Below are 26552 nucleotides of genomic sequence, written 5' to 3'. Positions count from 1 at the left end.
CTGCTGACACATTAATCAGCCAGCCGACACGCTTAGTTTGCGTCAAACAAGTATGAATATTGATCGGCAATAACCTCGGGCATGAAAGCCGCATAATGCTCTGGCCGGATGGCCGGCGGGTTTTTCACCATCTCGGCTATGCGCCGCCCCAGTGACTCACCATCATCGAGAGGCACCAAACAGTTAGAAAGATCGCCCTTTAGTATATCTCTTGGCCCTGAAGGGCAATCAGTGCTGGCAACGGGCGTGCCGCACACCAGGGATTCAGCGATCACCCGGCCAAAACCTTCACAATCCGACGAGAGAACGAGCAGCCGCGCATGATAGATGTATGGGTAGGGATTCAGCTGCTTACCCACGAAAATTACCCGCTCCGCGATACCGAGTGCGACGGTAAGCACCTTGGCTTCGTCGACCTCGCCATCGCCAACCACCACCAGGTGCTGGGAAACACCGCTCGCTTTATATGCCTGGAAGAGCCTGTCATAACGCTTGTGTCGCCTATCCAGGCGCCCGACGTAGACGATAAAATCATCATACGGAACGGGGGCTTGCATAGCCTGCTGTATACCACTTGCATCAATGACGTTATGCACCACCTGAGCTTCAGCAGGAACGATGTCAAGTTCCGCCAACGAGTTCCGTATACCTTGTGAAATACACAGCACCCGTCGTCCATGATAAAGATGTCGAAACCGTGCAAGTCTTCCTGACCGTCGCGATCCTGCCACTTCAGCACCAGGATCGGTGCGAATGCAGAGCCACGCCCTGTTAGCCAGGCAAGAACGAATCACCACCTGATGGCTATAATGCATGTTGGCAATGACGAGGTCGAAGGGCTCGGGTTGACTGGCAAACCAGTCATTCAAACGAAGGGCATGAAGATGATAACGCCGAAATTTCTGCCAAAAGCCACGGTAGGTAAAGCTCAATACTTGAAAGTCAACGCCCTCGGGTGGCTCGTGCCAGATCTTATCCTGCAGGGAGACGATCGTCACCAAACAACCACGCTCAGCAAGAGTGGAAGCCAGGGCAAGGATGGAAATCGGTGCCCCTCCGCCGCCGAGATGATCCGTTATAAAAAGGACACGGGTCATGATGTACTACGTCTTTGTTGCAGCCAGCCTATTTACAATCGATTTCGTTGTACCATACAGCACCGCTAGCCAGAACGCATACATCATCACCCCGCTATTGTGGGCCAGGAAGACCTGCGACAGGCCGAAGTCGATATAGGCAACTGACAGCAGCACACCGGCCACCGCAAGAGATCGCAATTCAAGGTTCCTCGCCGTCATGTGGCGTGCAAAGAACCTCATCGGGATCAAATACAAGGCCAGCAGCACCGCAAGGCCAATGACACCACGCTTGGCAAAGGCATCGATGAACTCATTATGGGCGTGCCCGTAGATCGTGACCCCCGGGTGAATCACATCCTCTTCCGCCAACCGATCCATGCCCTCACGGTATCCAAGATGACCCCAACCGGTGACGGGCTTCTCAAGGATCAGATGGTAAGCCCCTTTCCACATCTCGAAACGGGCACCCACGGAGCTCGTGCGGCTCTCACCGCTGATATAGCGCTCGACATCACTGAACGCCTCATGCACCCGAGATTGAACGCCTGTATGTGGTAATGCGTAAACCGAGCTGGCACCCACCACCACTGCGGCGAGAACAGCCACCTTGATCCTGCCCGGCAGCTGCCTTCCATAGCCGCGATAGAGTACCAACAGCACGATCGGAAAACCGATCCAGCCACCGCGACTACCCGAAAAAAGCGAACCGAGGATTCCCCCCAAGGCGCCCAGCAACAATACTGCGAACCATAGATTGCGCCGTGGCTGCACAACGGCCCAGCCAAGCCCGGCAAGGCACAAGACCCCCAGCAACATACTCAGGTTGCCAAACTGAATCACATGGGTGTGTCCCTCGGCGCGCCAGGCCCCCTCCACCAGTTTCTGCCAGCCAGCCCATATCCCCGCGCCAACGGCCCCCGTGGCAATCCCGCTCCACATCCAGGCAAGGCGGGGCGGGTAGGCCATGATCAGCAGCATGGCCGGTATGGCGAGTACAAAGCGAATCGGCTTGTCGATACCACGCGTGCCCTGCCCGTCCCACCAGGCCTCCGCCATGCCGACACTCGCGTAGGCAACCAGGGCTGCCATGACCAGCCAGTCACTGCGATCCAGGTTCAGGTCTGGGCGCTTGACCAGCAAGAAAACGCTACCCAGCAGCAGCATCACTGCACCCAGCGAATATCCACTGGACACGATGAGTGCAATGGCCCCCAGCAGAAATACAGCCAGGCTGGTGTAGTGCCGCATAAGTACGGGAGCCCCAACACGCTGATAATCAAAAGAAAACATCGAAAATGGAACTCCAGAATCAAAAAGGCCGGCATCAAAGCCGGCCGATTATAGCACCCTGCCACCGAAGCATCAGTAGGCGTTAGGGTTGATGAACCCCTTGACTATCGTCAGTCCGATGATGCGCAGGTCAAGCCACAACGACCAGTTGTCGATGTACCACAGGTCGCACTGAACGCGGCGCTCCATCTTATCCACGGTGTCCGTTTCACCCCGAAGGCCGTTGACCTGGGCCCAGCCGGTGATCCCGGGCTTGACCTTGTGACGCTTCATGTAGGATTCCACCAGGTCCTTGTAATGCTCGTTGTGGGCCAATGCATGCGGCCGAGGCCCCACGATAGCCATGCGCCCTTGCAGCACATTGTAGAACTGCGGTAGCTCATCAAGTGAGGTGCGGCGCAATAAGGCCCCCAGCCGAGTTACCCGTGGGTCGCCCTTCCTGGCCTGGGTGACACATCCCCCCACTTCCTGGTGTACCGCCATGGAGCGGAACTTGTACACCTTGAACAATTTGCCGTTGGCACCAGTACGGTACTGCTTGAACAGCACCGGTCCAGGTGACGTGGCCTTGATGGCAACCGCAATGATCAAGCAGATCGGCAATGCCAGTAACGAAAAAAACGAGCCGAGAACCAGGTCCTCAAGGCGTTTGACGATGCGCGCCACCCCATCAATGGGGGTCACGCTAAGATCAATGGACAACTGCCCTGCTACTTGACTCATGCGATGATTGAGCAAATGCATATCCTTGAAGTCAGGAACGAAGCGGACCTCGGCGGTATGGTAGCGCAGCGCGTAGAAAATCGTACGCACTACCCCTCCCATCTCGAGCGGGACGCAGATCCACACTTCTCGCGCCCCCGACTCTTCCACGCGGCGCGCCAACCGTTTCAAACAACCAGCTTCGGGAGGCGCCGACATGCGCTCGATACCTGCCAGCGCATACCCTTCGGCGGGCGAGTTGCGCATGCCAGCGGCCACGCGAAGGATCTGCTCGCCAGGCCCTACCAAGAAGACAGGACGCTGCGACCATCCGCGCCGCCGAGCACTACGTAGCAGCACCTGTGCCAGCACACGGCTGCCGCCAGAGACCAAAAAGGAGATAACCAGGGTGAAGCCGATCCAGAGCCGTGAGAACCGCTCGGCAGCATGGGCAAAAAAGATCAGCGACGCAGCTATGATCGCCACCGTCAGCCAGACCAGACAAAGTTTGCCAAGCAGTGACGAGATGCGGCTGATACGCCAACGCTCGTAGCCGCCTTGAACGGTATTGAGCAGAATAACAAGCAAACACATGATGGCAATGGCAAGCCAATACCGTTCATGCAAGTCAAAGCTACCGAAACGAAGCCAATAGGCCAGCAGGCCACCGCCCACGATGGCCATGAAATCAACGAAAGGAACGATCAACTGGGCAGGGTATCGGTCGGCAAAACCGAAGGTGCTTTTACTCATCAGTTCTACGACGATCCTTACAGTTGCTGAATCAGTGCTTTTAGCTGCTTGCCAAAGGCCTGACGCTCATCGTGAATGCGTTGGGCCGGCGCAGCGGGCGGAGCCAGGGCTGCCGGCCCATCAAGCACGGCCTCGACCAACGGTTCGACGTCTTGAAAAAACGGTACGCCATAGATACGCGAGATGGCCTCGGCGGTATCCACCTGATGGTCATTGCGATGCTCCCCCAGCCGCGCAAGCCTCGGCAGCATCAGAAATGGCTTGCCCTGCTCCAGGCACGCCATGATATTGCCCATTCCGGCGTGCGTCACTACCAAATCAGCATTATCGAATATTGAGATGAACTCACTAGCGCTGAATAATGCTTGCGCATCCAGGTTTGCCAACGACGCGAAGCGCTGGAGCGACGCCCCTGGCCCGGCCTGGTAGACCAGCTTCCACGCTGGCCGCTGGCGAGCCACGCTCAGCACCGCCTCGTCCAACCGCGGAAAGGAAAACTGGGTACCCGCAGCAAACAGCACCCTCATAGCAGCCTCCCCAGGTAGCGCACGCGCCCCGTGGCCAGCTCCGGCCACTGGGTTAGCACCTGGCTGGCAAACAGCTTGGCCACGCGCCCCGAGAGCGACAACCGACGGCAATTGGCGATACTGTCCACCCACAGGGTCTTTTTGCCCAGCAGGAAGCCGGCGAAGAGTACCAGCAATCCGGGCGCAGCGCCGGTGCTGATGATCAGGTCTGGCCGGCTACGACGCACGATACCGAAAGCCCTGGGCAGTTGACGCACGCCCCGCCAGAGCTCAAGCACACTAAAATCATCGAGATAATAGGCCGCTCCACCATTCTGCTTCCCGGCCGTGGAGACGAACACCTGCTCCTCCACTTCCAGCAGCGTGGCCAAGCGCTGCAGCTGCACCCAGTGCCCCCCGAAAGACGCAACCAGAAGGACTCTCACAGATACACCAAAAGGTCTCGGAAAATGTAGGACAGCGAAGTCACGCTGATAGACTCTGCTGAGAAGGCAAACAGGCAATCATCTCGGGTATCAAGGCAACCGCATCTGCATAACGCTGCTGATTGAACTGTTGTTCGAACAAATGGCAGTAAGCACTGAGTCTGACCAAAGGGAACATTGAAGGATAAAAATCACTTCTATGCTCACATGCTCTATCGAATACATAGCGCAAATCCTTAATCCACCCTTTTCTTATGCCGAACCCCGCACCGACTGGTTCCAGCTGCCACCGCCCCCAATGCCCGACTTCAAAGTTATCGTCGGCTTTCAGAAACACCATTTCCGGGCAAACGCCTGGATTGATCAATACGACGGGGAGCGAAGATAGGGACTCCTTGATTTCCTCCAGAAGACTGCCAAGGAGTGCAACACTCTCTGCATGCTCTGTATTATTGAAAACTATAGACAGCCACTTTATAGTTGAACTGTCAAGCCTCTGAGGAAGCAAAGGGTGCGCCTTGCGATATCTCGAAATTAATTTTTTTGGAAGGCTGATCGACCAGTAAGTAGTCACCCGATCTAACGCCAGCCTGTTAAAATCCTGCCTTGAGACAGCCTCCGCACCAGAACCATGAAATAAATGAACACTATACCCCTCCCACTGACACTCTCCCGCGAGCGAAAGCGCGGGCAGCTTATTATCATAGCAGCAGGTCAACAACTCCATCTCATGAGCCGCCTGCTTCTTTAGCCGACTATCATAGATTTTCAGGTAATAAGATCTCGAAATTGAAGCTTGGGAAGCCAATTTCACAGAAAATAAATGAATATTTTTAATGCCGCTCTGTTGCCAACTGCAAAGCACGGAGGACTCATCGCCCACAATGTCGGGGCTACACTTTTTAAGCATATGAAGAAGAATATCGGGGCGCTCTGGCAGCCGAAGAAGATCCTGATGTTTTTTATTACCTCTTTCTTCAACACTTCTGAAAAACTTATGACGCGAGAAAAAAATCGCATTTATTTGCAGCTTTTTTTCATTCAACCAGCATGCATCCTTGACCAGTCGCTGACTTTTGTTAAACAATTGCCTGGATAGAAGCAAACAAATAATAGCCTGCATGAACCCCGGACCATCGCCTAGCAAAAAATCCATAACCATAAACGAGAAGACAAAGAGGAATCCCCCACCAAAAATAAAGCCTGAAAATTCCTCGCTTTTATTTTCAATAAAAGCCTTTCCGCCATCAAAAGTCATAACAACTACAGTAATGATCAAAGTAATAAATAAAAAATAACCGACCACGGCCATCAAGAACCGCGGATAAATCGCGCCAAAAACAACCAGCAAGGAGAATGCCATAACCACGGTTGCCAAACTGGAGGACAATCGGTGATAGGCCTCAGAAGAAAGTTCATTTTGCTTGGTAAAAATTGGTAGTTTTCGCGTCTGCGCTATGATACGGCTTGAACCAACCTCAGAAACTTTTGAAGCCATATTTTCTGATATAAAATGGATCAGAAAAAAGAAAATTGATGCAGCGCTCAGAGCCAGAACCAGAGGTTCTTTTTCATAGGCAGCCCATGAGGAAGGAAAATATCGCGGAATTCCGGTCGAGCCAATCAAGATAATAACCTTCAATGGCAAGAAAAAGGCTAATAGCTTCGCACCTTGGCTCAGCAAAGTAAGTAAAATAACCGCCAAAGTCGGAAGCGGCACTATAGAAATAAACTTTTTTAGAACCGAGGAAGACCAATGGAACTGGCGCCAGCACAACCTATAGAACCACATCACCACACCTTATTCAGTACTGCATTCGAGTTGGTTATACGGCAAGAATCGCACGCTTGAGATCATCTTTTATCTCACGCCCTGCCACACCGCTTGGTAAACAAACATTCCTGATCCGCTCTTCATAGAGAAAGTCATCGCCGTTTACTACCACCCTCTCAAACAAGACTGATAGACTTTCTCCATCTACGGCTTTATAAAAGTTTCTTACGACTTCCTCCCCAAAGGAACTATATCCTTGAGAGTCTGAATTGACAAGGTGAATTAGGGGTTTTCCTGTAATTAGATATTCAAGTAAGAAAGAACCGCAGTCCGTAATCATGGCGTCTGAATGCTTGAGAATTTCGAGATAGTCGCCATCGTCAACAATTTCAGCATTTGGCAGCATCCTCCAGCTTTTATAGTATTTTTCGACTTCATCAGCTTTCATGGTGCCAGATTTTACCAATGTATATTTCAAGCGAGGATGAGGTTTGAAAACCCACCTGAATTGCGGTGTACCCCTGGCAAGCTCAAGAACATCTTCCCCACTCCAAGGAAAAGTGGCGTATTGGTTATGATGCCCACTCTCCAATGAGTGATGAGGTGCAAACACGACAACTTTCTCAGAAGAGACTGATTCGCCCATCCTAGATCCAGCATGTCTAGACCTTGGTAACTGAGACAACAAGGCATCCATCTTTGGATACCCTAGATAGATATAATTACCATACTCGACAATTGGGCTATCATCCCAGCCATTAAGCAGCCCTCTACTCTCGAGATAAACACGCCATATCAATGGGAAAAAGTTGGACGATAACTGCCCTGACTCTCTAGCCAAATAGAGCCCATAGCCGTAAGGGATATAACATGTCAAAGCATAACGCGACACCACTTCAATACGATGAGAATACGATAAGCCATACGGTTGATCATAGAAAACGACATCAGGAAAAAAGGTTTTCAATGGAATAAAACATTTCCGGCCCTGGTCATAACCAAGCTCTACATTCATATTTTTATTCTTAAAAAAAGAATAATTCTCGCCCAGTTGAAGCAACTGTGTTTTCCCGACAGAGCGGCCTAGCTGTTTCAAAGGCGCCACGACGACTACAGGCTCAAACGCTATATCTTTTTCAAGTTCTTCATAAAGGGACTGAGCGCCCCATTTCTGGTTCTCTCTTACCAGAAACAACACCCTGATTTTTTTTCCATCAGCAATGTTTAATACTAATCTCTCTCTTATTTTTTCATATCGGCCAGCAAGCAGTGCTTGCTTTTTAACCCAGCCATCATTATCACGCTGATAAAACCTTCGCCACAATCGTGAGGCTAAACTAAGGATAAGACCACCTGCCATCATCAAATATGACCTACTCTAGATCCAGACTCGGAACATCTTCGGAATAAAGATCAAGCAAGCCGATTGCAATAAATCTACCAGGATTGGGGTAATCGCTACTGCGTTGCGCTATTTCCTCACACATCTCCCGATACTCGGCTGGACTTATGTTGGTCTTGTTTAGAAACTTTTTCACCTCATCAGGAATCGCTTCATTAGAGTATGAGGGATCAGGGACTTTCCAGCCTTTCCCATAATAGGACGCTAAAAATACCTCTGTATTATTTGGGGTAAAAACCATCTTACCCCTCAACAACTCTTCTTTTACCGGCAAGAAGTCCTCTCTACAAAGTGGAAGTTTGGCTTGGCGATGCGCCCAAACATGTCCATCCTCATACCACACGGGGCGAATGTCCAGATGGACCCCGGGCGGGCTTTCGGGTAAAGCAATGCGGAAGAGCCGACCTTTTCTATTAAAGCTACAGTTAAACCCCAAGAGCACAAGATCGAGGACTAACTCTTTAGTCTCCTTTTTTACAGAATTAACATCCGTACAGTCTGACCAATATCCCACATCAAAATCATCATCACCTTCTATAAAGTCCCCATTCCTATGATGGCCAAGCAAAGTTCCATACATAAGAAAAACAGGCTTGTCAAACTTATCCTTCATCACCACTTTTAACTTTTCATAAATTTCAAGGTATTGCGACTGGCGCTTAACCACCTCTTCTTTTTTAGGTACAAGATAGCCTTTTTTGTTAAGTAAATTAGATTGTCTTTTAGATAAAATCGTCTCATCACCATGCGGAATTTTGAGCTCCAATAGAGGGCTTTTTTTTCTTAAAAGACATCCCCCATTCTGGCTTTCAAGAGAAAGAGATGATCTCACTGGAAACCGTTTTAATGCGTTTCTTTTTATTGTGTAACTAAAAAATCCGCGATCTCGCTGCGGCGAAAGCCCTGCTACCCATTCTCGAGCGCAAGGCGGGGCGGATTCTGGCTAACGGCTGGCCCACTGGCGTGGAGGTGTGCCATGCCATGGTCCACGGCGGCCCCTACCCGGCCACCTCGGACTCCCGCACCACCTCGGTGGGCAGTGCGGCGATCTTCCGCTTCTTGCGCCCGGTGTGCTACCAGGCGCTGCCGGGGGGCCTGCTGCCGGAGCCGCTCAAGGACGGCAACCCCTGGGGCGTGTCGCGGCTGGTGGATGGCAAGCGCGAGGCCTGAAACCGTGGAGTTCTCTATTGGCGGCCCGGGCAACCCGGCGCCGCCTTTTTTTGCCATAATGCCCGCACACTCCTGCGGAACCCTCGCCATGTCCTCCTCCTTTCACGATCGTCGTAACGGTCGGCTCACAGCGTCCCGCCCGCCTCAACCCTCCGGCCGTGAGAGTCGGCCTCGTGCCCCGAAGGCAGCGGTGGGCGAGGTGGCCTACCTCGAGGTGGTGACGGTCAACGAAACCGGTGCCTTCCTCGACTGGGGGCATCCGAGGGACCTGCTGCTGCCCTACGGTGAGCAGCGCTTCCGGCCCACGCCCGGCAAGCGGGTACTGGTGATTATCTACGAGGATCAGCAGGGCCGGCCGGTGGCCTCCCAGAAGCTCGACCGCTTCGTTCAGGACGAGGCCACCGGCTACGCCGCGGGTGATGAGGTCGTGCTGGTCATCGCCGACCGCACCGACCTCGGTTACAAGACGGTGGTCGACCATCGCTTCTGGGGCCTGCTCTACCAGGATGACGTGACCCGGCCGCTGCGCCGGGGCCAGCGGGTGCCCGGCTTCGTCAAGCGGCTGCGCGAGGATGGTCGCCTCGACCTTTCGCTGTTGCCGCCGGGGCCGGCCCGGCTCGATGTGGTGGGGGAGCAGGTGCTCAAGGCGCTGCGGGAAAGCGGCGGCTACCTGCCGCTCTCCGATGCCAGCCCGGCCCACGTGATCAAGGCCCGGCTGGGGGTGAGCAAGAATGCCTTCAAGCAGGCCATCGGGCGGCTCTACAAGCGCCGCCTGATCGTCATCGAGGCGAGCGGTATTCGCCTGGTGCCCGGGTCAACGAGCGACCCAGCCTGATCCCCGGATCGCCTGGGTCGGTCTTTCGAAGGGGGCTCAGTCGAGTGCCTTGAACTCCTCCTCGTGCAGCCAAGCGGCGTGCTTGGGCGCCCGCTTGGTCCTGGACCACTCCTCGACCATGGCCGGGGCCACTTCCCGAAGCTGCTTCATCTGTGCCGGGGTGCCCTTCTCATAGGTCAGCTCCAGGCGATGTCCATTGGGATCGAAGAAGTAGATCGAGCGGATGATGCCGTGCTCGGTGGGGCCCAGCACCTTCACGCCCTTGCTCTCCAGCTCCTCCTTGGCCGCCAGCAGGGCGGTCTCATCGGCCACGCGGAAGGCGATGTGCTGGACCCACTCCGGGGTATTGGGGTCGCGGCCCATGGGCGGTGAATTGGGGATCTCGAAGAAGGCCAGGATATTGCCGTTGCCCGCATCGAGGAACAGGTGCATATAGGGGTCGGGCTCCTTGGTGGAGGGGACCCGGTCCTCGGCGATGGCGACCAGGAAGTCCATGTTGAGCTTGTCCTGGTACCACTCGACGGTCTCCTTGGCATCGCGGCAGCGATAGGCGACGTGATGAATCTGCTGGATATCGATCATGGCGAGGGTCTCTTGGCGGTGCGCTATAATAGTTTCAACTGAAACTAAATCTAGTGGCAGTGATTGATGAAGTCAAGCGCAACGCATCGGGTCCGCCTTGGTGTTGCCCTCGAGCCTGCGGCATACTTCGCCCACACCAATCCATTCGTGGAAGCCCGGAGCCGATGAGCAAGCCGAGTAGCAAGCCGACAAGCGAACGTGCCCTCAGGGTAGGGGTGGTGATGGATGCCATCGCCGACCTCACCTACAAGAAGGACACTACACTGGCCATGCTGTGGGCCGCCCAGGAGCGCGGCTGGTCGCTGCACTACATGGAGCAGGAGGACCTGTTCCTGAAGGATGGCCGCGCCCATGCGCGGATGCGCGACCTGACCGCCTTTCGCGATCCCGAGCGCTGGTATGCCCTGGGCGCACCGGAACCCACCCCGCTCGCCGAGCTCGACGTGATCCTGATGCGCAAGGATCCGCCGGTGGACAGCCACTTTCTCAACGCGGTGCACCTGCTGGGCTTCGCCGAACGCGAGGGCGTCCTGGTGGTCAACCCTACGGTGGCGCTGCTCGCCTGCAACGAGAAGCTCTTCGCCCAGGAGTTTCCGCAGTGCTGTACGCCGACCCTGGTCTCCTGCAGCGAGCCGGTGCTGCGTGACTTCCATGCCGAGCACGGCGACGTGATCTTCAAGCCGCTGGACGGCATGGGCGGCAGCGGCATCTTCCACGTGCAGCCGGAAGGGCGAAACCTGGGGGCGATCATCGAGACGCTCACCGAGCGGGGCCAGCGACAGATCATGGCCCAGCGCTACATTCCCGAGATCAGGGATGGCGATACCCGCATCCTGTTGGTCGACGGTGAGCCGGTGCCCTATGGCCTGGCCCGGGTGCCCATGGCCGGGGAGACCCGGGGCAACCTGGCCGCCGGGGGCACCGGCGTCACCCGTGAGCTGACCGCGCGCGACTATTGGTTGATCGAGCAGGTGCAGCCGATGATTCGCGAACGGGGGCTGATGTTCGTTGGCCTCGACGTGATCGGCGACTACATCACCGAGATCAACGTGACGAGCCCCACCTGCGTGCGCGAGATCGATGACCAGCGCGGTACCGATATCGCCGGGCTGTTGATGGATGCCATCGAGCGACGCCTGGAGCGGTAACCCCATATAGCCACACATCCAGTACGAGGAGAGCCTGCGAATACCATGGCGGTCACCATCAGCGATCCCATCCGCTATGCTCCGGTCACGCGCTCCTATCGCCGCTGGCTGGCGCTCTCGGTTGCGCTGCTGCTGCATCTGGCCCTGATCGGTGTGGTGGCCAGCTTCCGTTTTGCGCCGGCCCCGGCGGAACCCTCGAGCCTGGATGTGGTGCTGGTGACGCAGCCCGCCGAGATACCGGTGGAGGCGGACGCCATGGCCGAGGCCGATCAGCAGGCTGCCGGGGAGCCTTCCGAAGAGGCTCCCGCCGAGTCGCGGGCGGCGGCCATGGAGGAGATGCCCGTGCTGGAGGCGCCGGAGAGCGCGGTTGACCCGGCCACCACGGCGGAGCCGGAGCGTGCAGCGCACAGCGAGACGGAGCCGGCCCCCGCTGAGGAGGCGCCGCCATCGGCAGAAGTGGCCCGTGATGAGAGCGCCGTCCCCGAGCCCCGCGAAAGCGCGCCCCAGGCGAGTGAATCGCCATCCGCCCCGGCCGCGGCAGCTCCCTCGGCATCGGGGCGAGACCTGCTGGCCCAGGCCACCAGCAGCATTCGCGAGCAGGGGCTGGCGCCCAGCGTGGAGGGCCCCGCCGCCGATTCGCAGCGGCCGGCGGCCCAGCAGGCCGCCGAGGCCCGCTATATCGACGACTGGACACGGCGGGTCGAGGACTACGGCAACCGGGTCCACCCGGCCCCTCGCCATCTGGACGGACAGCTGCGCATCCGCGTGGTGATTGGACGAGATGGTCAGCTCCGTCAGGCGGAGGTGGTACAATCGTCAGGACATACCGAACTCGACCAGGCGGCACTGGATACCGTCCATGGCGCGGGCCCCTACCGGCCCTTCGACAGCGGCATGGGAGAGCTCGACAGCCTCTCCATTACCCGGGTCTGGCGGTTCGGACAAGGCAATCATTTCGGCGTGCGGTAGGGCCCTGCCACGAGCTGGGCCTGCCGTCCGGGAGTCACATGCAATCTGCGCAAAGCTTAGGCTTGAAACACCATTTTCTGATGGCGATGCCACATCTGGAAGATCCGAATTTTGCCGGCTCTCTCAGTTACCTGTGCGATCACGACGAGAACGGCACCATGGGTGTTATCGTCAATCGGCCGCTGGATATCAGCCTGGATGCCCTGTTCGAGCAGCTGGAGCTGGAGGCGGAAGAGAGCCCACACCGCAATGCACCGGTCTACTATGGCGGACCGACGCACAAGGATCGCGGCTTCATCCTGCATCGCGGCTCGAGCGAAGGCTGGGATTCCAGTATTCAGGTGGACAGCGATATCGCCCTGACCACCTCCATGGATATCCTGCTGGCGCTGGCGGCCGGTCGCGGGCCGAAGGAGTTCCTGGTCTGCCTGGGCTGTGCCGGCTGGGAGGCGGGGCAGCTCGAGGCCGAGCTGCTCGATAACGCCTGGCTGACCGTGGAAGGGCGCGCCGACATCCTCTTCGAGGTGCCGCCGGAGCAGCGCCTGACGGCCGCCGCCGGTATCCTCGGCGTGGACCTCAATCTGATGACGCGGGAAGCCGGGCATTCATAATGTCCGGCAAGCGCCTGATCCTGGCCTTCGACTTCGGTACCCGGCGCATCGGCGTGGCGGTGGGCAACGAGGTGATCGCCAGGGCCCGCCCCCTCGACCCGCTGTCGGCACGGGATGGCATTCCCGACTGGAACCGGGTCACGCGCCTGGTTGAGGAGTGGCGGCCGGACCTGTTCGTGGTGGGGCTGCCGCTCAACATGGACGGCACCGAGTCGGCGATGAGCTTGCGTGCGCGCAAGTTCGGCAAGCGGCTCTACGGCCGCTACGGCAAGCCCTGCGAGATGGTCGACGAGCGTGGCTCCACCCGGGAAGCCAAGGCCATCGCCCGCGAGGCGGGACACCTGCGCGATCGTGACAAGAGCTATCGCGACGACGGTGTCGACGGCATCGCGGCGGTGTTGATCCTCGAAAGCTGGTTCGCCCACCAGGAGGGGCTGCCCTGAAACGGTAACATTGCCGCCCGGAGAGACAAGGCACATGGCCAAGGTGGAGACTCTCGACAATCGCCGCTTCCTGGTGGGAGCCGCCATCGGCACCGGCATGACCGCCAAGGCGGCGGCCCAGGGAGGCGCGGATTTTCTGCTCGCGCTCAACGCCGGGCGCCTGCGGGTGCTGGGCGGCCCCTCAATCTCCTGCATGCTGCCGCTGGCCGACAACAACCGTGCGGTAATGAACTTCTCCCGCGCCGAGATACTGACGCGTGTCACGCTGCCCGTCTATTTCGGCGCCTGCGTCTTCGATCCGGCCTGTGACCTGGAGGCGCTGGTGCGGCAGGTGCGCGATGCGGGCTTTCAGGGTATCTGCAACTTTCCCACGGCAGTGCACTTCGACGGCCCGATGCGGGCCTGCCTGGAGCGGGCCGGCGTGGGGCTGGAGCGTGAAGTCGCGCTGATGCGCCTGGCCCGGGAGGCTGGCCTGCAGACCTGCGCCTATGTGCGCCAGCTCGACGAGGCCCTTGCCATGGCCGACACGGGGGTCGACCTGCTGTGTATCAACTATGGCTGGAATGCCGGCGGAGCGGATGGTGTCCCCAGTCGATACAGCCTGGACGAGGCTGCGGAACACGCCAGGGCGGTGTTTGAAGCTGTGCGCAGCCGTCATCCCGGCCTGCTGTGCACCGTCGAAGGCGGCCCAATCACCACCCCCGATGAGGCGCAGAAGGTGGCGGAGATATCCGGCGCCAACGGCTATATCGGGGGCTCGACCATCGACCGTATCCCGCTCGAAGCCGCGGTGGCGGAAACCACCTCGGCCTACAAGGCCGTTGCCCAGCTGCAGAGCCACATCCACAGCCTGAAGAGCGAATGGCTGGGCGATGGCCACGAGTTCGGCCTGATCGGTCGCTCGGCTGCCATCACCGAGGTCGTGCAGATGATCCGCAAGGTGGCGGAGAGAGATATCACGGTGCTGGTAACGGGCGAGAACGGCACCGGCAAGGAGCTCGTGGCCCGTGCCATCCACCTGGTCAGCCGGCGTCGACACCAGCGGATGGTGGCGGTCAACTGCGCGGCGATACCCCGCGATTTGCTGGAAAGCGAACTGTTCGGCCACGAGGCCGGGGCCTTCACCGGCGCCCTCAAGGCCCGGCTCGGGCGTTTCGAGCAGGCACACGGCACCACCCTGATGCTGGACGAGATCGGTGATCTGGAGCTGGCGCTGCAGGCCAAGCTATTACGGGTGCTGGAGGACGGTAGCTTCGAACGGCTGGGCAGCAATGAGCCACGCTTCACCGATGCGCGACTGATCTGCGCCAGCAATCGTGCCCTGCGCCGCATGGTTGCCGAGGGCCAGTTCCGCGAAGACCTCTTCTATCGCCTGAATGCGGTGGAGATCCCCCTGCCACCCTTGCGCGAGCGCATCGAGGACATCCCGCTGCTGGTGCGTCATTTGCTGCCGCGTATCGCCGGGGAAATGAATCCACGGGTGCGCGAGATGGACGCCTCGGCCTACCGGGCCCTGATGCAGCATCATTGGCCGGGCAACGTGCGCGAGCTGCGCAACGTGCTGGAGCGTGCCGTGGTGATGTGCGAGCGGGAGGTGGTCTCGGTCCGAGACTTGCCCGTTCTGCACGCTAAACCACCGGGTCAAAGGGAGGGCCTACCTCGGTTATCGGCGCGTTCGGACGAGACGTCCTGGCAGGCAGCTTCCAGCAACGGGGCGCTGCCGGAGACCGAGCGGGAATGGATACTCGATGCCCTGCGTCGCAACCGCTTTCGACGCCAGGAAACCGCGGCGGAGCTTGGCTTGGCGCGCAAGACCCTTTACAACAAGATGCGCCATTACGGCTTGCTCTAGGAGCCTGTCGGACTCAACGCTGATCTACTGCGAGATCCGGTCTTTCGGCCAATTTCATTCGATCTGATTCGTTAAATAGCGGGCTATTCGCCTCATCAGATCGATAAACTTGTCTCGAAATCCAACTCTCTCGTGACGATCAAATCCGATAGGCTCCTAGCGCTCCACCGCGTGTGGGTGACGTATCACGACCTCCGCCACCGGGTGCAGGGCAGCCATGAGCTCGGCCACGCCGTCATGTTCGTAGCACCATACCGCCTTGCCCTCTGCCTTGATTCTCTTCGCCAATACCTGCAGTTCCCTTCGCTCCACTGACGGTGACGTGTCCACGCTCGCCGACAGGCCGGCGGCAATCATCAGTTGCGTGGGCTTCGTGGCCATTGCCAGCGGCAGCTGTGAAGGCTGTGAAACGATAGCCAGGGTCGCGAAGCCGCGCTTTCGTGCCTGAGTCAGGAAAGCCATCTCCTCTCGGTACCCCAGCCCCGAATGGGTGAGCGTCTCCGCCAGCTCGCCGCTGAGCAGGGCAGTAGAGGGCCAGTTTGCCACGCGCTTGCAGCCCAGCCTGGCCAGCATTTCGAGCAGGTCGTCCGCTAGCCGGAAAGGATCGTTGGCCAGTACGCCGGCATAGGTCGTTTCGGGAAAAGCCGGACTGTTGCGCAGCGCGTCGAGCAGCTCACCGTTGGCATCGCCAATGGGAAGGCTGCTGCCGAGATCGGCCAGCGTTGCCGGCAGGCGGGCGGTCATGGGGCTCAGCAGGGAAGGGCTGCCACGCTGCTGCCGGGCTTCCTCGAGGCTGGCCACCAGGTGACCAATCGTGCCGTTGAACGCTTCTGTCATTGGAATCCCTGCGTGTCATATCGGGTAATTTCGGGTATCTGGGTACCCATTTATACCCATACTGGCCAGGCCGGTTGGCTCGAAATCCCGTCATACGGCGGCTCGTCAACCTGGCACGCTTACTGCAACACTCTGTGCAAACAAGAAGGCCGCTGCGAAACGATGGCGGCCAGGAAGTGGAGACATGCCATGGGCTTCAAAGCTTACATTATTGGAACCTGCGACACGAAAGCCGCCGAGCTGCGCTATGTTCGCGGCCTGCTGCAGGCGGCGGGCCTGGACACGGTCATCGTCGACGTGGGAACGCGTGGCGGTGACCACGGCACGGCGGATATTCGTGCCGTGGGTGTGGCCGCCTGCCATCCCGATGGTCCCCAGGAGGTGTTCGTCAACGACCGTGGCCGTGCGGTGGCGGCCATGGCAGAGGCCCTGCGCGGGCTGCTTGCCAGCCGCTCCGACATCGGCGGTGTCATCGGCTTGGGGGGATCGGGCGGAACGGCACTGATTACCCCGGCCATGCGCGACCTGGATGTTGGCGTACCCAAGGTGATGGTGTCGACGGTGGCGTCGGGCAATGTGGCGCCCTATGTCGGCCCCAGCGATATCGCGATGATCTATTCGGTCACCGATGTGGCGGGCATCAACCGGATCTCTCGCCGTGTTCTCGGCAATGCGGCCAACGCCCTGGCCGGCATGCTGAAGGGCCACATCCCCGAGGTGGATGATGGCAAGCCGGCGATCGGCCTGAGCATGTTCGGGGTGACCACCGACTGTGTCGGTCAGGTGACCCGCGTGCTGGAATCAGACTACGACTGCCTGGTCTTCCATGCCACCGGCACCGGCGGCCAATCCATGGAAAAGCTCGCCGACAGCGGCATGATCACCGGGCTGCTCGATATCACTACCACCGAAATCTGCGACCTGTTCATGGGTGGCATCTTCAGTGCTGGCGAGGAGCGTCTGGATGTCGTGGCCCGCACCGCGGTGCCCTATGTGGGCTCGGTGGGGGCGCTGGACATGGTCAATTTCGGTGCCTTGGATACGGTGCCGGCAGCGTATCGCCAGCGCCTTCTCTATGAGCACAACCCGCAGGTCACGCTGATGCGCACCACGCCGGAAGAGAACGCGCGCATGGGCCGCTGGATCGGCGAGAAGCTCAACCGCTGCAAGGGGCCGGTACGCTTTCTGCTCCCTGAAGGCGGCGTCTCGCTGCTCGATGCCCCCGGGCAGCCCTTCCACGATCCTGAAGCCGATGCCGCGCTGTTCGAGGCCCTGGAGGAGACCGTGGAACAGACCGCCCAGCGTCAGCTGATTCGTTATCCCTTCAATATCAACGATCCCGAGTTTGCCACCGCCCTGGTCGAGCATTTCAGGGACATCATGTCTACGGACCCGAGGAGGCCCAATTGAAAAAGTGGAATCGAGAGGAACTGGTGGCGCATTTCCAGGCGATGGTGGCACGCAACGAGCCCATCGTGGGCGGCGGTGCGGGAACAGGCCTGTCGGCCAAGTGTGAGGAAGCAGGCGGCATCGACCTGATCGTGATCTATAACTCGGGGCGCTACCGCATGGCCGGGCGAGGCTCGCTGGCCGGGATCATGCCCTACGGCAATGCCAACGAGATCGTCAAGGAGATGGCGCGGGAGGTGCTGCCGGTCACCCAGAAGACCCCGGTGCTGGCGGGGGGCTGTGGCACCGATCCATTCGTCTTCATGGAGCCCTTCCTGGCCGAGCTCAAGGCGATGGGCTTCGCCGGGGTGCAGAACTTTCCCACCGTGGGCCTGATCGATGGCACCTTCCGCGCCAATCTCGAAGAGACCGGCATGAGCTACTCCCAGGAAGTGGAAATGATTCGGCAGGCGCGCAAGGCAGGGCTGCTGACCACACCCTATGTCTTCAGCGCCGAGGACGCCCGAGCGATGACGGAGGCCGGCGCCGACATCATCGTCTGTCATCTGGGACTGACCACGGGTGGCAGCATCGGTGCCGAGACCGCCATGAGCCTGGATGACTGCGTAGAGGCCATCAACGATTGGGCAGCAGCGGCCCGAGAGGTACGTGACGACATCATCGTGCTCTGCCATGGCGGCCCCATCGCCGACCCCGAGGACGCCGAATACGTGCTCGCGCGCTGCCCCGACTGTCACGGCTTCTATGGGGCATCGAGCATGGAGCGCCTGCCGACCGAGCGCGCCCTGACCGAGCAGACGCGTGCCTTCAAGAACGTTCGCCGAGGCTGAATCGCCATGTGCTTCAACGACAACAACAGCACGCCGGAAACGCCACGCTCGATCAGTCGGGAGGCGAGGCCATGAACACCTTCTATTTTCTGACCCTGAACGGCCTGACCATGGCGGCACTGCTGTTCATCATGGCCAGCGGACTGACCCTGGCTTTCGGCCTTATGCGGGTGGTCAACCTGGCCCACGGTGCCTTCTACCTGCTGGGCGGCTACTTCGGGGTCCAGGTGATTCGAGAGACCGGCAGCCTGACGCTGGGCATTCTCGCCGGTGGCGGTATCGCCCTGGTGGGCGGCCTGCTGATGGAGCGCTTCCTGCTGCAGCGGGTACGCGGCATGGATCTTTCCGAGGCGCTGCTGACCATCGCCGTGGGCCTGATCATCGCCGACGCCCTGCTGGTGGTCTACGGCGGGCAGCCGGTGAGCCTGCCTCTGCCTCCCGAGCTGCGGGCGCCGGTGGACCTCGGCGTGATGATGTATCCCTACTTCCGGGTGCTGATCATGGGCTTTGCCGTGCTGCTGGGTATCGCCCTGTGGCTGGTGATGACCTACACCCGCATCGGCGCGGCCATCCGCGCCGGGGTCGACGATCGCGAGACCGCCATGTCACAGGGCATCAATGTGCCACTGCTGTTCGGCGGGGTCTTCGCTGTCGCCAGCTTCCTGGCCGGTGTCGCCGGGGTGGTCGGTACCTCCTACATGTCGCTGACCCAAGGGCTCGACGTGCGGGTGCTGATGCTCTCGCTGGTGGTGATCATCATCGGCGGCATGGGCTCGCTCAAGGGGGCGGCAGTGGGTGCGCTGATCACCGGGATGGTGTCGAGCTTCGCTACTGGCTACCTGCCGCAGTTCGCGCTCTTTTTCCTGTTTCTACCCATGACCCTGATTCTGGTCTTTCGGCCCCAGGGCCTGTTCGGGAGGACGGCATGAAACGCGAACATCTGCTCATTCTGTTTATCGTTGCCGCCCTGGTGGCCTGGCCACTGGTAATGGGCAACTATGCGGTCTCCCAGGCCAATCGGGCGATGATCTACGCCCTGGCGGCGCTGAGTTTTTCGCTGTTGGCGGGCCGTCTGGGCTGGTTCTCGCTGTGCCAGACCACCTTCGCCGGCATCAGCGGCTATACCATCGCCATTCTCGGCGTGCGCTTCGGCCTGCCCTTCCCGGTTGTCGTTCTGTTGGCGCTGCTGTTCACCACGCTCAGCGCCTTCATCTTCGGCCTGCTGACCGTGCGCTCGCGCAAGGTCAGCTTCCTGATGCTGACGCTGGCGCTGGGGCAGATGGTCTGGGCGCTGTCGTTCCAGTGGGTCGACGTCACCGGCGGCTACAACGGCATCGCCGGGGGGCGCATGCCGGTCTATGGCGGTGTCGATCTCAATGATACCCGGGTCTTCTATGTGCTGGTCACCACGGTCACGGTGGCGATCTTCCTCGCCGTATGGCGGCTTTACGGTTCGCCCTTCGGGCTGCTGCTGCTGGGGATTCAGGAGAACGAGCAGCGCATGCGCGCCCTGGGTCATCCCGTTTATCTGGCGCGCTTCACCGCCTTCGTGCTGGCCGGAGCCATCGCCGGCGTGGCGGGCGTCTTCCTGGTCTACGACATGGGCATCATGTCGCCCTCCCCGCTGGGCCTGGGTCACGCCGTCTGGGTGCTGACCGCCGCGGTCCTCGGCGGCTATCGAAGCCTGCTGGGCCCCGCTATTGGCGTGGCTGTCCTGATCGCCCTGGAAACCCTGGTCTCCCAGTACACCGACCGACACATGATGGTGATTGGTCTGGTTCTGCTGCTCTCGATTCTGCTGATGCCGCGTGGGCTGGCAGAAATGTTCGAGCAGCACTTCAAGCGCAAGTCGAAGCCACAGGCTTCCGTGACAACAACAACCCGAGGAGAAGAGCCATGAAGCACGCCAAGACCCTTATCATTGGCGGTATTTCCGCCCTGACGGTGGGCGCTACAGCCCATATCCAGGCCGACGACACCCTGCGTATCGGTGTCATCGGGCCCACGACCGGGGTGTTCTCGTTTTTCGGCGAGCAGCAGCGCATGGGCGTGGAGCTGGCCCAGGAGGAGCTTGCCGAACGTCTCGAGGCGCTCAATATCGAAGTCGAGTTCTACGACTCCCAGGGCGATGCAGAAACCACGGTGGATCGCCTACGCGCCATGGAGTCCCGTGACGATGTCGACCTGGTAGTCGGCCCGGTGCTGGGCGGTACCGGCCTGGCCGGGCTGGAGTGGGCCAAGGGCTCGGGGATGCCGACGGTGATCTCCTACTCGGCCCCCGAGGACATCACCATGCGCGACCGTGCCGAGAACGTGGTGCGCGCCGGCTGGACCGGGGCGCAGCCCATGTTCGCCTTCGGCGAGTACGTGGCCGAGGAGCTCGGTCATCAGCGCATCATCGCGGTCGGCCAGGATTACTCCTTCCCCTATAACCAGCTGGGTGGATTTCTCAAGGGATTCTGCGCCGCCGGCGGGGAATCGGTGGAGCGCATCTGGCACCCCACCGGTACCTCGGACTACAGCTCGATCCTGGCGACCCTGCCGGACGGCGATGCCGTCCTCTACAACGGTGCGGGCAGCGACGGCCTGGCATTCTTCCAGCAGTACCACGACTTCGGCATCGACGCGCGCATGCCGTTGCTCGGGGGCTCCAACTTCTTCGCGGTGGGCGACCTGCCGGAGATGGGTGAGCAGGCCATCGGCGGTCTCTCGGCGCTGCAGTATGCCGAGGGCCTGGAGAGCGATACCTTCCTGGCCTTCCGTGACGCCTTCTGGGACATGCACGGCGATGACGTCATGCCGCTGGCACCGGCCGAGCATGGCTATGTGGCCTTCAAGATGGCGGTGAACGCCTTCGAAAGCGCCAACGGCGGTGACCGTGACGCCGTGATTGCCGCCCTGCGCGAGACCGAGATGCCGGATGCGCCGCGCGGCCCCTTCCACCTCGATGAGTACGGCAACCCGGTACAGAACATCTACATCAATGAGGTCCAGGAAGTCGACGGCCGCCTGGTCAATGTGCCGATCAAGACCTACGAGAATGTCAGCCAGTTCGGCCCCTTCGATGCCGAGACGTATCTGGCCGGAGAGCCGGATAGCCGCGACTTTCCCCCGGGCGACTGTTCGGATCCCTACTATGACTGAAGCTCAGCTTTCGATGAGCCCAGAGCCGGCGCTGGAGGTCGCCGGCCTGGCCAAGTCCTTCGGCTCGCTGATGGTGGCCAGCGACGTGCATCTGCGGGTGGCGCCGGGCGAACGGCGTGGCCTGATCGGGGTCAATGGCGCCGGCAAGACCACGCTGTTCAACATGATCGCCGGCGAACTCAAGCCCGACCGGGGGAAGATTCGATTCTTCGGCGACGATATCAGCGCGGACTCGGTCATCCAGCGTACCCTCAAGGGGCTGGGTCGTACCTATCAGGTATCGACCCTGGTGCCCTCGGTCACGGTCAGGGAGAACCTGGCGCTGGCGAGGGGGGACGGCCGGCTGCCATCGCTGTGGCAGCCCTGGCAGTCGCGCCTGGACGATGACCTGATGACCACGGCCGACCAGTTGGGGCTGACGCCAGTGCTCGACGAGGCGGTGGCCAACCTCTCCTATGGCACCCTGCGTCAGCTGGAGCTGGCCATGGTGATGGCCCAGAAACCGCGGCTGCTGCTGCTCGACGAGCCTGCGGCCGGGCTCTCCCATGCCGAGCGCCAGGTGTTACAGGGTATTCTCAAGGACCTGCCACAGGAGGTGACGCTGTTGATGATCGAGCACGACATGGAGATGGTGCTGGCACTCAGCGACCGTATCTCGGTGTTGCATCAGGGTGAAATGTTCGCCGAGGGTTCTCCTGACGAAATTGCCGCCCATGAGGGCGTGCGTGACATCTATCTGGGGCGTGCCAATGGCTGAAACGATGATAAGCGTCGAGCGCCTCGAAGCCCATTACGGCCTGGGGCTGGCGCTGCAGGACATCAACTTCCGTGTCGGCAAGGAGTGCGTTGCGGTCATGGGGCGCAACGGGGTCGGCAAGACCACGTTGGCGAGGGTCCTGATAGGGCTCGATCCGCCCCAGGCAAGCGGTTCGGTGGAGCTGTTGGGCCATCAGGTGCTGGGCATGCCGCCACACCGCATCGCGCATCTGGGAGTGGGCTATGTGCCCCAGGGAAGACGGCTGTTTCCCTCGCTCAGCGTCGACGAACACCTCCAGCTCAACTCCCGCAAGGGGCCCGCCGGGCAGCGCTGGTCAACCAGCCGCGTGTTCGAGCTGTTTCCCTCGCTGGGGCGTCGGCGAAAGGCATTTGGGGATCAGATATCCGGAGGCGAGCGCTCGATGCTGGCCATAGGCCGGGCGCTGGTGACCAACCCGGGCTGCCTTATCCTCGACGAACCTACCGAAGGACTGGCACCGGCGGTGGTCGAGGATGTCGCCTCGAGCCTCAAGGAGCTCAGCCGAGAGGGGGTGGCGGTGCTGCTGATCGAGCAGAACGTGAAGGCGGCGGTACTGGCGGCCGATCGCGCCTACTTCATGTCGGAAGGTCGGATCGTGCATGAAACCGCCGACGGCGAGTCGATGTCCGACGAAGCGACCCTGGGGCGCTATCTTGGCGTGTCGGTCTAGTTGCATAGAACGACTAGCGCCCGGGCCTTGTGGCCGGGGCGCTTGTTGCAGGTATCGTGATGTTTACTATCAGCTGGTAAAACGCTCAGCGGCCCCTTCGAAGGCCAGCCGGAAGGTGTCCGATACGCGCTGCATGACATCCTCACGATCGGCCTCTGCGACCTCGAACTCCGCCCACCATTCGCCGAAACACTGCCCGCTGGTGGTGATCGGCTTCAGGCGCATTTCCGCCACGTAGCCTTGTACCGGCAGGGCAGGGGCTTCGAGAATACGGTAGCAGCAGAGGTGGTCACGGTCCGAGAGCGAGAGCAACTCTTCGCGGATGTGGTTGCCATCGTGGTCGTGGAAATGGCGTACGCAGCCGAGCTGGTCGGCGGGTTTGCCTTCCTCGATGTAGCTCTTGGCGAAGAAAGGGTGATAATCCGGCAGGCCGTTGAAATCGCGCAGCACGCTCCAGGCCTGCTCAAGGGAGATTGGCATCACTGCGCTGACGTATACCCGGGTCATGACGAGGTCTCCTGATAGTCGGTGATGGCCTTGAATTTGCGAATCTGTTCAGTTAATGCGATTTCCGTGGGTAGGCGCTCCATGCTGCTGGCGCCATAGAAGCCGTTGCAGTGCTCGCTCTGTTTCATGACATAGGTGGCATCCTCGGGAGTGGCGATGGGGCCGCCGTGACAGAGGATGATCACGTCCCGGCGCACGCGCCTGGCTGCCTCGGCCCAGTCATCGATCAGGCGCACCGATTCGTCGAGGCTCTTGGCCGACTCAGCGCCGATGGTGCCGCCCACGGTGACGCCCATGTGCGCCACGATGATGTCGGCACCCGCCTCCGCCATGGCCACGGCCTCGTCGGCCGAGAACACGTAGGGCGTGGTGAGCATGTCCATCTCGTGGGCCAGGCGAATCATGTCGACCTCGCTACCGTAGGTGATGCCGGTCTCCTCCAGGCTGATGCGGAAAGTACCGTCGATCAGGCCTACGGTGGGAAAATTCTGCACCCCCGAGAAGCCAAGCTCCTTAAGCTCACGCAGCAGCTTGGGCATGATCACGAAGGGGTCCGTACCGTTGACCCCGGCCAGCACCGGGGTGTGCTTGACCACCGGCAGTACTTCGAGGGCCATCTCCTGAACGATCTGGTTGGCGTTGCCGTAGGCCAGCAGGCCGGCGGAAGAGGCGCGCCCCGCCATGCGGTAACGCCCCGAGTTGTAGATCACGATCAGGTCGATCCCACCGGCTTCCTCGCATTTGGCCGAGATGCCGGTACCGGCGCCGCCGCCGATGATCGGCTGGCCGCGGGCGACCATGTCCTGGAAGCGGGCCATGAGGGTCTTGCGGTCGAAGGCAGGCATGGCGATTTTCTCCTTGTTATTGCTGATGGGCATGCGAACGACGCTGGCCCTTGGCTGAGGTCATCGAGGTGCGGCGAGAGCGAAGCCAGAGATTGAGCTGACCCACGACACCCTGGCGGAAGGCCAATACGCAGGTCATGAAGACCACGCCGGTGATGACCGTGACCCAGGCGCCGAAAGGGTCGAGATAATGGTTGAGTGCGGAAACCAGTGCCGCACCGACTGCTGGGCCGAAGACCGTGTTCATGCCGCCCAGCAGCGTCATCAGGATCACGTCGCCCGAGGTGTGCCAGTGCACGTCGTAGAGTGCCGCGAGCTGGAAGACGATCGCCTTGAGTGAGCCGGCGATCCCGGCGAGACCGGCCGAGATGGTGAACACCAGTACCTTGTAGCGGGCCACGGGGTAGCCCAGCGAGATGGCTCGGGGCTCATGCTCGCGGATGGCGCGCAGCACGTTACCGAACGGCGAGTTGACGGTGCGCCACACCAGCCACAGGCCGGCCGCGACGATGCCCAGCACCACGTAGTAGAGCGCCGTGTCGCTGCGCAGGTCGATCACCCCGAGGAAGGTGCCGCGGGGAATCCGCTGCAGGCCGTCCTCGGCCCCGGTGAAGGGCGCCTGCAGGAAGAAGAAGAAAACCAGCTGCGACAGGGCCAGGGTGATCATGGCCAGGTAGATGCCGCTGCGGCGAATGGCCAGAGCCCCGATGATAGTCCCTAGCGCTGCCGCCACCAGGCCGCCGGCCAGGATGCCGAGATCGGTGGGCACACCGTACTCCTTGACCAGCTGCCCGGTCACGTAGGCCCCCGTGCCAAAGAAGGCGGCGTGGCCGAAGGAGAGAATCCCGGTGTGCCCCAGCAGCAGATTGAAGGCGCAGGCGAACAGCACGAAGCACAGCATCTTCATGACGAAGACGGAATAGACGAGCTGGGGTACGAAGGGAACGACCAGCAGCGCCAGCAGGACCACAGCGATTGCAGCGATGTACAGGGTGCGCATGCTCAGCTCTCCTCTCTACCGAAGAGGCCTGCCGGGCGCAGCAACAGTACCAGCACCATGACCAGGAAGACGATGGTGGAGGAGAACTCTGAATAGAACACCCGGGTGAAGCCCTCCACGACGCCAAGCCCCAGGCCGGTAACGATGGCCCCCATGATCGAGCCGAGCCCGCCAATTACCACGACGGCGAAGATGATGATCACCAGGCTGGATCCCATCGAGGGGTTTACGTGGAAGATTGGTGCGGCCAGCACGCCGGCGAAGGCCGCCAGCCCCACGCCCACACCATAGGTCAGGGTGATCAGGCGTGGCACGTTGATGCCGAAGGCCTGGGTCAGCTCCGAGCGCTCGGTCGCGGCACGCAAGCTGGCGCCCAGTGAGGTGCGCTCGATGATGAACCAGGTGGCCAGGCACAGCGTCAGCGCCGCGGCAATCACGAAACCGCGATAGATCGGCAGGATCATGAAGCCCAGGTTGATGGTGCCTCGCAGCAGCTCTGGCGTGGCGAAGGGTTGGCCGGAAGAGCCGAATGCCACCCGGAAGCCCCCTTCCAGCACCAGCACCAGGCTGAAGGTCAGCAGCAGCCCGTAGATCGGGTCGAGGCCATAGAGCCGACGCAGGAACAGGAACTCGAACAGCATACCGAACAGGGCAACTGTCAGCGGCGCGATGAACAGCGTGACCCAGTAATTGGCGCCCATGTACTGGGCCAGCAGGAAGGCGGTGAAGGCACCCAGCATGAAGAAGGCACCGTGAGCAAAATTGACGATCTTGAGGACGCCGAAGATGATCGCCAGGCCAAGGCTGAGTACCGCATAGAAGGAGCCATTGACGATGCCCAGCATGAGTTGCCCCAGCAGGGCCTGAATGGGAATACCGAAAATATCCATGATCACGTGCTCGCGAGGCTAACGGTAGGAGAGAGTTGTGGTGCCCGGCCAGAGGCCGGGC

General features: G+C 60.2%; 27 protein-coding genes and 1 pseudogene. 14 read left to right on the top strand and 14 right to left on the bottom strand.

What is annotated here, in order from left to right:
• Positions 1–32 precede the first annotated feature (32 nt).
• From LOKO_RS18595 to LOKO_RS18590, 8 genes are all read right to left on the bottom strand, one after another.
• Complete coding sequence (locus LOKO_RS18595) at positions 33–1097, bottom strand: glycosyltransferase (RefSeq protein ID WP_083517437.1); 1065 nt, start codon at positions 1095–1097, stop codon at positions 33–35.
• 6 nt (positions 1098–1103) lie between these two features.
• The gene (locus LOKO_RS05060; RefSeq protein ID WP_235588941.1) at positions 1104–2369 is read right to left on the bottom strand and encodes an O-antigen ligase family protein; all 1266 of its coding nucleotides are present in this window, start codon (positions 2367–2369) and stop codon (positions 1104–1106) included.
• Between the two features lie 72 nt (positions 2370–2441).
• Positions 2442–3755, bottom strand: a complete 1314-nt coding sequence (locus tag LOKO_RS05055; RefSeq protein WP_235588940.1) for an undecaprenyl-phosphate glucose phosphotransferase — start codon at positions 3753–3755, stop codon at positions 2442–2444.
• A gap of 86 nt (positions 3756–3841) precedes the next feature.
• Positions 3842–4345: a glycosyltransferase gene (locus LOKO_RS05050; protein WP_158509926.1), complete on the bottom strand. Its 504-nt coding sequence runs from the start codon at positions 4343–4345 to the stop codon at positions 3842–3844.
• Positions 4346–4347: 2 nt separating this feature from the next.
• Positions 4348–4776, bottom strand: coding sequence for a glycosyltransferase family 28 protein (locus LOKO_RS05045; RefSeq protein WP_144439615.1), 429 nt, complete (start codon positions 4774–4776; stop codon positions 4348–4350).
• Positions 4777–4816: 40 nt separating this feature from the next.
• Complete coding sequence (locus LOKO_RS05040; RefSeq protein ID WP_144439614.1) at positions 4817–6568, bottom strand: hypothetical protein; 1752 nt, start codon at positions 6566–6568, stop codon at positions 4817–4819.
• 34 nt (positions 6569–6602) lie between these two features.
• On the bottom strand, positions 6603–7913 hold the full coding sequence (locus LOKO_RS19175) for a CDP-glycerol glycerophosphotransferase family protein (protein WP_144439613.1): 1311 nt from the start codon (positions 7911–7913) through the stop codon (positions 6603–6605).
• 10 nt (positions 7914–7923) lie between these two features.
• On the bottom strand, positions 7924–8718 hold the full coding sequence (locus tag LOKO_RS18590; protein WP_201025358.1) for a LicD family protein: 795 nt from the start codon (positions 8716–8718) through the stop codon (positions 7924–7926).
• A 116-nt stretch (positions 8719–8834) separates the two neighbouring features.
• Between LOKO_RS18590 and LOKO_RS05030 the strand changes: the two are divergent.
• Positions 8835–9122 (top strand): annotated as a pseudogene (locus LOKO_RS05030) (aldehyde dehydrogenase (NADP(+))); the annotation flags it as partial.
• Between the two features lie 88 nt (positions 9123–9210).
• Positions 9211–9957, top strand: coding sequence for a CvfB family protein (locus LOKO_RS05025; RefSeq protein WP_083517435.1), 747 nt, complete (start codon positions 9211–9213; stop codon positions 9955–9957).
• Between the two features lie 36 nt (positions 9958–9993).
• Here LOKO_RS05025 and LOKO_RS05020 read toward each other — a convergent pair whose 3' ends face one another.
• Complete coding sequence (locus LOKO_RS05020) at positions 9994–10539, bottom strand: VOC family protein (protein WP_066445882.1); 546 nt, start codon at positions 10537–10539, stop codon at positions 9994–9996.
• A gap of 164 nt (positions 10540–10703) precedes the next feature.
• Here LOKO_RS05020 and gshB point away from each other — a divergent pair, with 164 nt between their 5' ends.
• The 5 genes from gshB to LOKO_RS04995 are packed head-to-tail and all read left to right on the top strand — an operon-like array spanning position 10704 to position 15562.
• Positions 10704–11687: a glutathione synthase gene (gene gshB, locus LOKO_RS05015; RefSeq protein WP_066445881.1), complete on the top strand. Its 984-nt coding sequence runs from the start codon at positions 10704–10706 to the stop codon at positions 11685–11687.
• Positions 11688–11732: 45 nt separating this feature from the next.
• The gene (locus LOKO_RS05010) at positions 11733–12656 is read left to right on the top strand and encodes an energy transducer TonB (protein ID WP_066445878.1); all 924 of its coding nucleotides are present in this window, start codon (positions 11733–11735) and stop codon (positions 12654–12656) included.
• Between the two features lie 38 nt (positions 12657–12694).
• Entirely contained in the window at positions 12695–13267 is a 573-nt protein-coding gene (locus tag LOKO_RS05005) for a YqgE/AlgH family protein (protein ID WP_066445876.1), read from the top strand.
• Positions 13267–13710 (top strand): Holliday junction resolvase RuvX, encoded by a 444-nt coding sequence (gene ruvX, locus LOKO_RS05000; RefSeq protein WP_066445874.1) that lies wholly within the window; start codon positions 13267–13269, stop codon positions 13708–13710. Before LOKO_RS05005 ends, ruvX begins: the two co-directional genes overlap by 1 nt.
• 34 nt (positions 13711–13744) lie before the next feature.
• Positions 13745–15562 carry a sigma-54-dependent transcriptional regulator gene (locus tag LOKO_RS04995; protein WP_083517434.1) on the top strand — a complete coding sequence of 606 codons (1818 nt, stop codon included), beginning with the start codon at positions 13745–13747 and terminating at the stop codon, positions 15560–15562.
• 156 nt (positions 15563–15718) lie between these two features.
• On the opposite strand, the gene LOKO_RS04990 is transcribed toward LOKO_RS04995, so the two are convergent.
• Positions 15719–16399, bottom strand: coding sequence for a phosphoenolpyruvate hydrolase family protein (locus LOKO_RS04990; RefSeq protein WP_066445871.1), 681 nt, complete (start codon positions 16397–16399; stop codon positions 15719–15721).
• Between the two features lie 189 nt (positions 16400–16588).
• Between LOKO_RS04990 and LOKO_RS04985 the strand changes: the two genes are divergently transcribed.
• From LOKO_RS04985 to LOKO_RS04955, 7 genes are all read left to right on the top strand, one after another.
• Complete coding sequence (locus tag LOKO_RS04985; protein ID WP_066445867.1) at positions 16589–17809, top strand: Tm-1-like ATP-binding domain-containing protein; 1221 nt, start codon at positions 16589–16591, stop codon at positions 17807–17809.
• Entirely contained in the window at positions 17806–18639 is an 834-nt protein-coding gene (locus tag LOKO_RS04980) for a phosphoenolpyruvate hydrolase family protein (RefSeq protein ID WP_083517433.1), read from the top strand. Before LOKO_RS04985 ends, LOKO_RS04980 begins: the two co-directional genes overlap by 4 nt.
• Before the next feature lie 71 nt (positions 18640–18710).
• On the top strand, positions 18711–19568 hold the full coding sequence (locus LOKO_RS04975) for a branched-chain amino acid ABC transporter permease (protein WP_066445864.1): 858 nt from the start codon (positions 18711–18713) through the stop codon (positions 19566–19568).
• Complete coding sequence (locus tag LOKO_RS04970) at positions 19565–20539, top strand: branched-chain amino acid ABC transporter permease (protein ID WP_066445859.1); 975 nt, start codon at positions 19565–19567, stop codon at positions 20537–20539. The genes LOKO_RS04975 and LOKO_RS04970 overlap by 4 nt, the downstream gene beginning before the upstream one ends.
• Positions 20536–21783 carry an ABC transporter substrate-binding protein gene (locus LOKO_RS04965; RefSeq protein ID WP_066445857.1) on the top strand — a complete coding sequence of 416 codons (1248 nt, stop codon included), beginning with the start codon at positions 20536–20538 and terminating at the stop codon, positions 21781–21783. Before LOKO_RS04970 ends, LOKO_RS04965 begins: the two co-directional genes overlap by 4 nt.
• Positions 21776–22540 carry an ABC transporter ATP-binding protein gene (locus LOKO_RS04960; protein WP_066445855.1) on the top strand — a complete coding sequence of 255 codons (765 nt, stop codon included), beginning with the start codon at positions 21776–21778 and terminating at the stop codon, positions 22538–22540. The genes LOKO_RS04965 and LOKO_RS04960 overlap by 8 nt, the downstream gene beginning before the upstream one ends.
• Complete coding sequence (locus LOKO_RS04955; protein WP_158509925.1) at positions 22533–23249, top strand: ABC transporter ATP-binding protein; 717 nt, start codon at positions 22533–22535, stop codon at positions 23247–23249. Before LOKO_RS04960 ends, LOKO_RS04955 begins: the two co-directional genes overlap by 8 nt.
• Before the next feature lie 69 nt (positions 23250–23318).
• On the opposite strand, the gene LOKO_RS04950 is transcribed toward LOKO_RS04955, so the two are convergent.
• The 4 genes from LOKO_RS04950 to LOKO_RS04935 are packed head-to-tail and all read right to left on the bottom strand — an operon-like array spanning position 23319 to position 26491.
• Positions 23319–23756, bottom strand: a complete 438-nt coding sequence (locus LOKO_RS04950; RefSeq protein WP_066445851.1) for an SRPBCC family protein — start codon at positions 23754–23756, stop codon at positions 23319–23321.
• Positions 23753–24601, bottom strand: a complete 849-nt coding sequence (locus LOKO_RS04945; protein ID WP_066445848.1) for a phosphoenolpyruvate hydrolase family protein — start codon at positions 24599–24601, stop codon at positions 23753–23755. Before LOKO_RS04945 ends, LOKO_RS04950 begins: the two co-directional genes overlap by 4 nt.
• A 16-nt stretch (positions 24602–24617) precedes the next feature.
• Positions 24618–25601 (bottom strand): branched-chain amino acid ABC transporter permease, encoded by a 984-nt coding sequence (locus LOKO_RS04940; RefSeq protein WP_066445846.1) that lies wholly within the window; start codon positions 25599–25601, stop codon positions 24618–24620.
• Positions 25602–25603: 2 nt separating this feature from the next.
• On the bottom strand, positions 25604–26491 hold the full coding sequence (locus LOKO_RS04935) for a branched-chain amino acid ABC transporter permease (RefSeq protein ID WP_066445843.1): 888 nt from the start codon (positions 26489–26491) through the stop codon (positions 25604–25606).
• Positions 26492–26552 lie beyond the last annotated feature (61 nt).

This window comes from Halomonas chromatireducens (assembly GCF_001545155.1).
Lineage (GTDB): Bacteria > Pseudomonadota > Gammaproteobacteria > Pseudomonadales > Halomonadaceae > Halomonas > Halomonas chromatireducens.
Note: the sequence above shows the minus strand (reverse complement) of the source record. Positions and strands in the feature narration are given on the sequence as shown.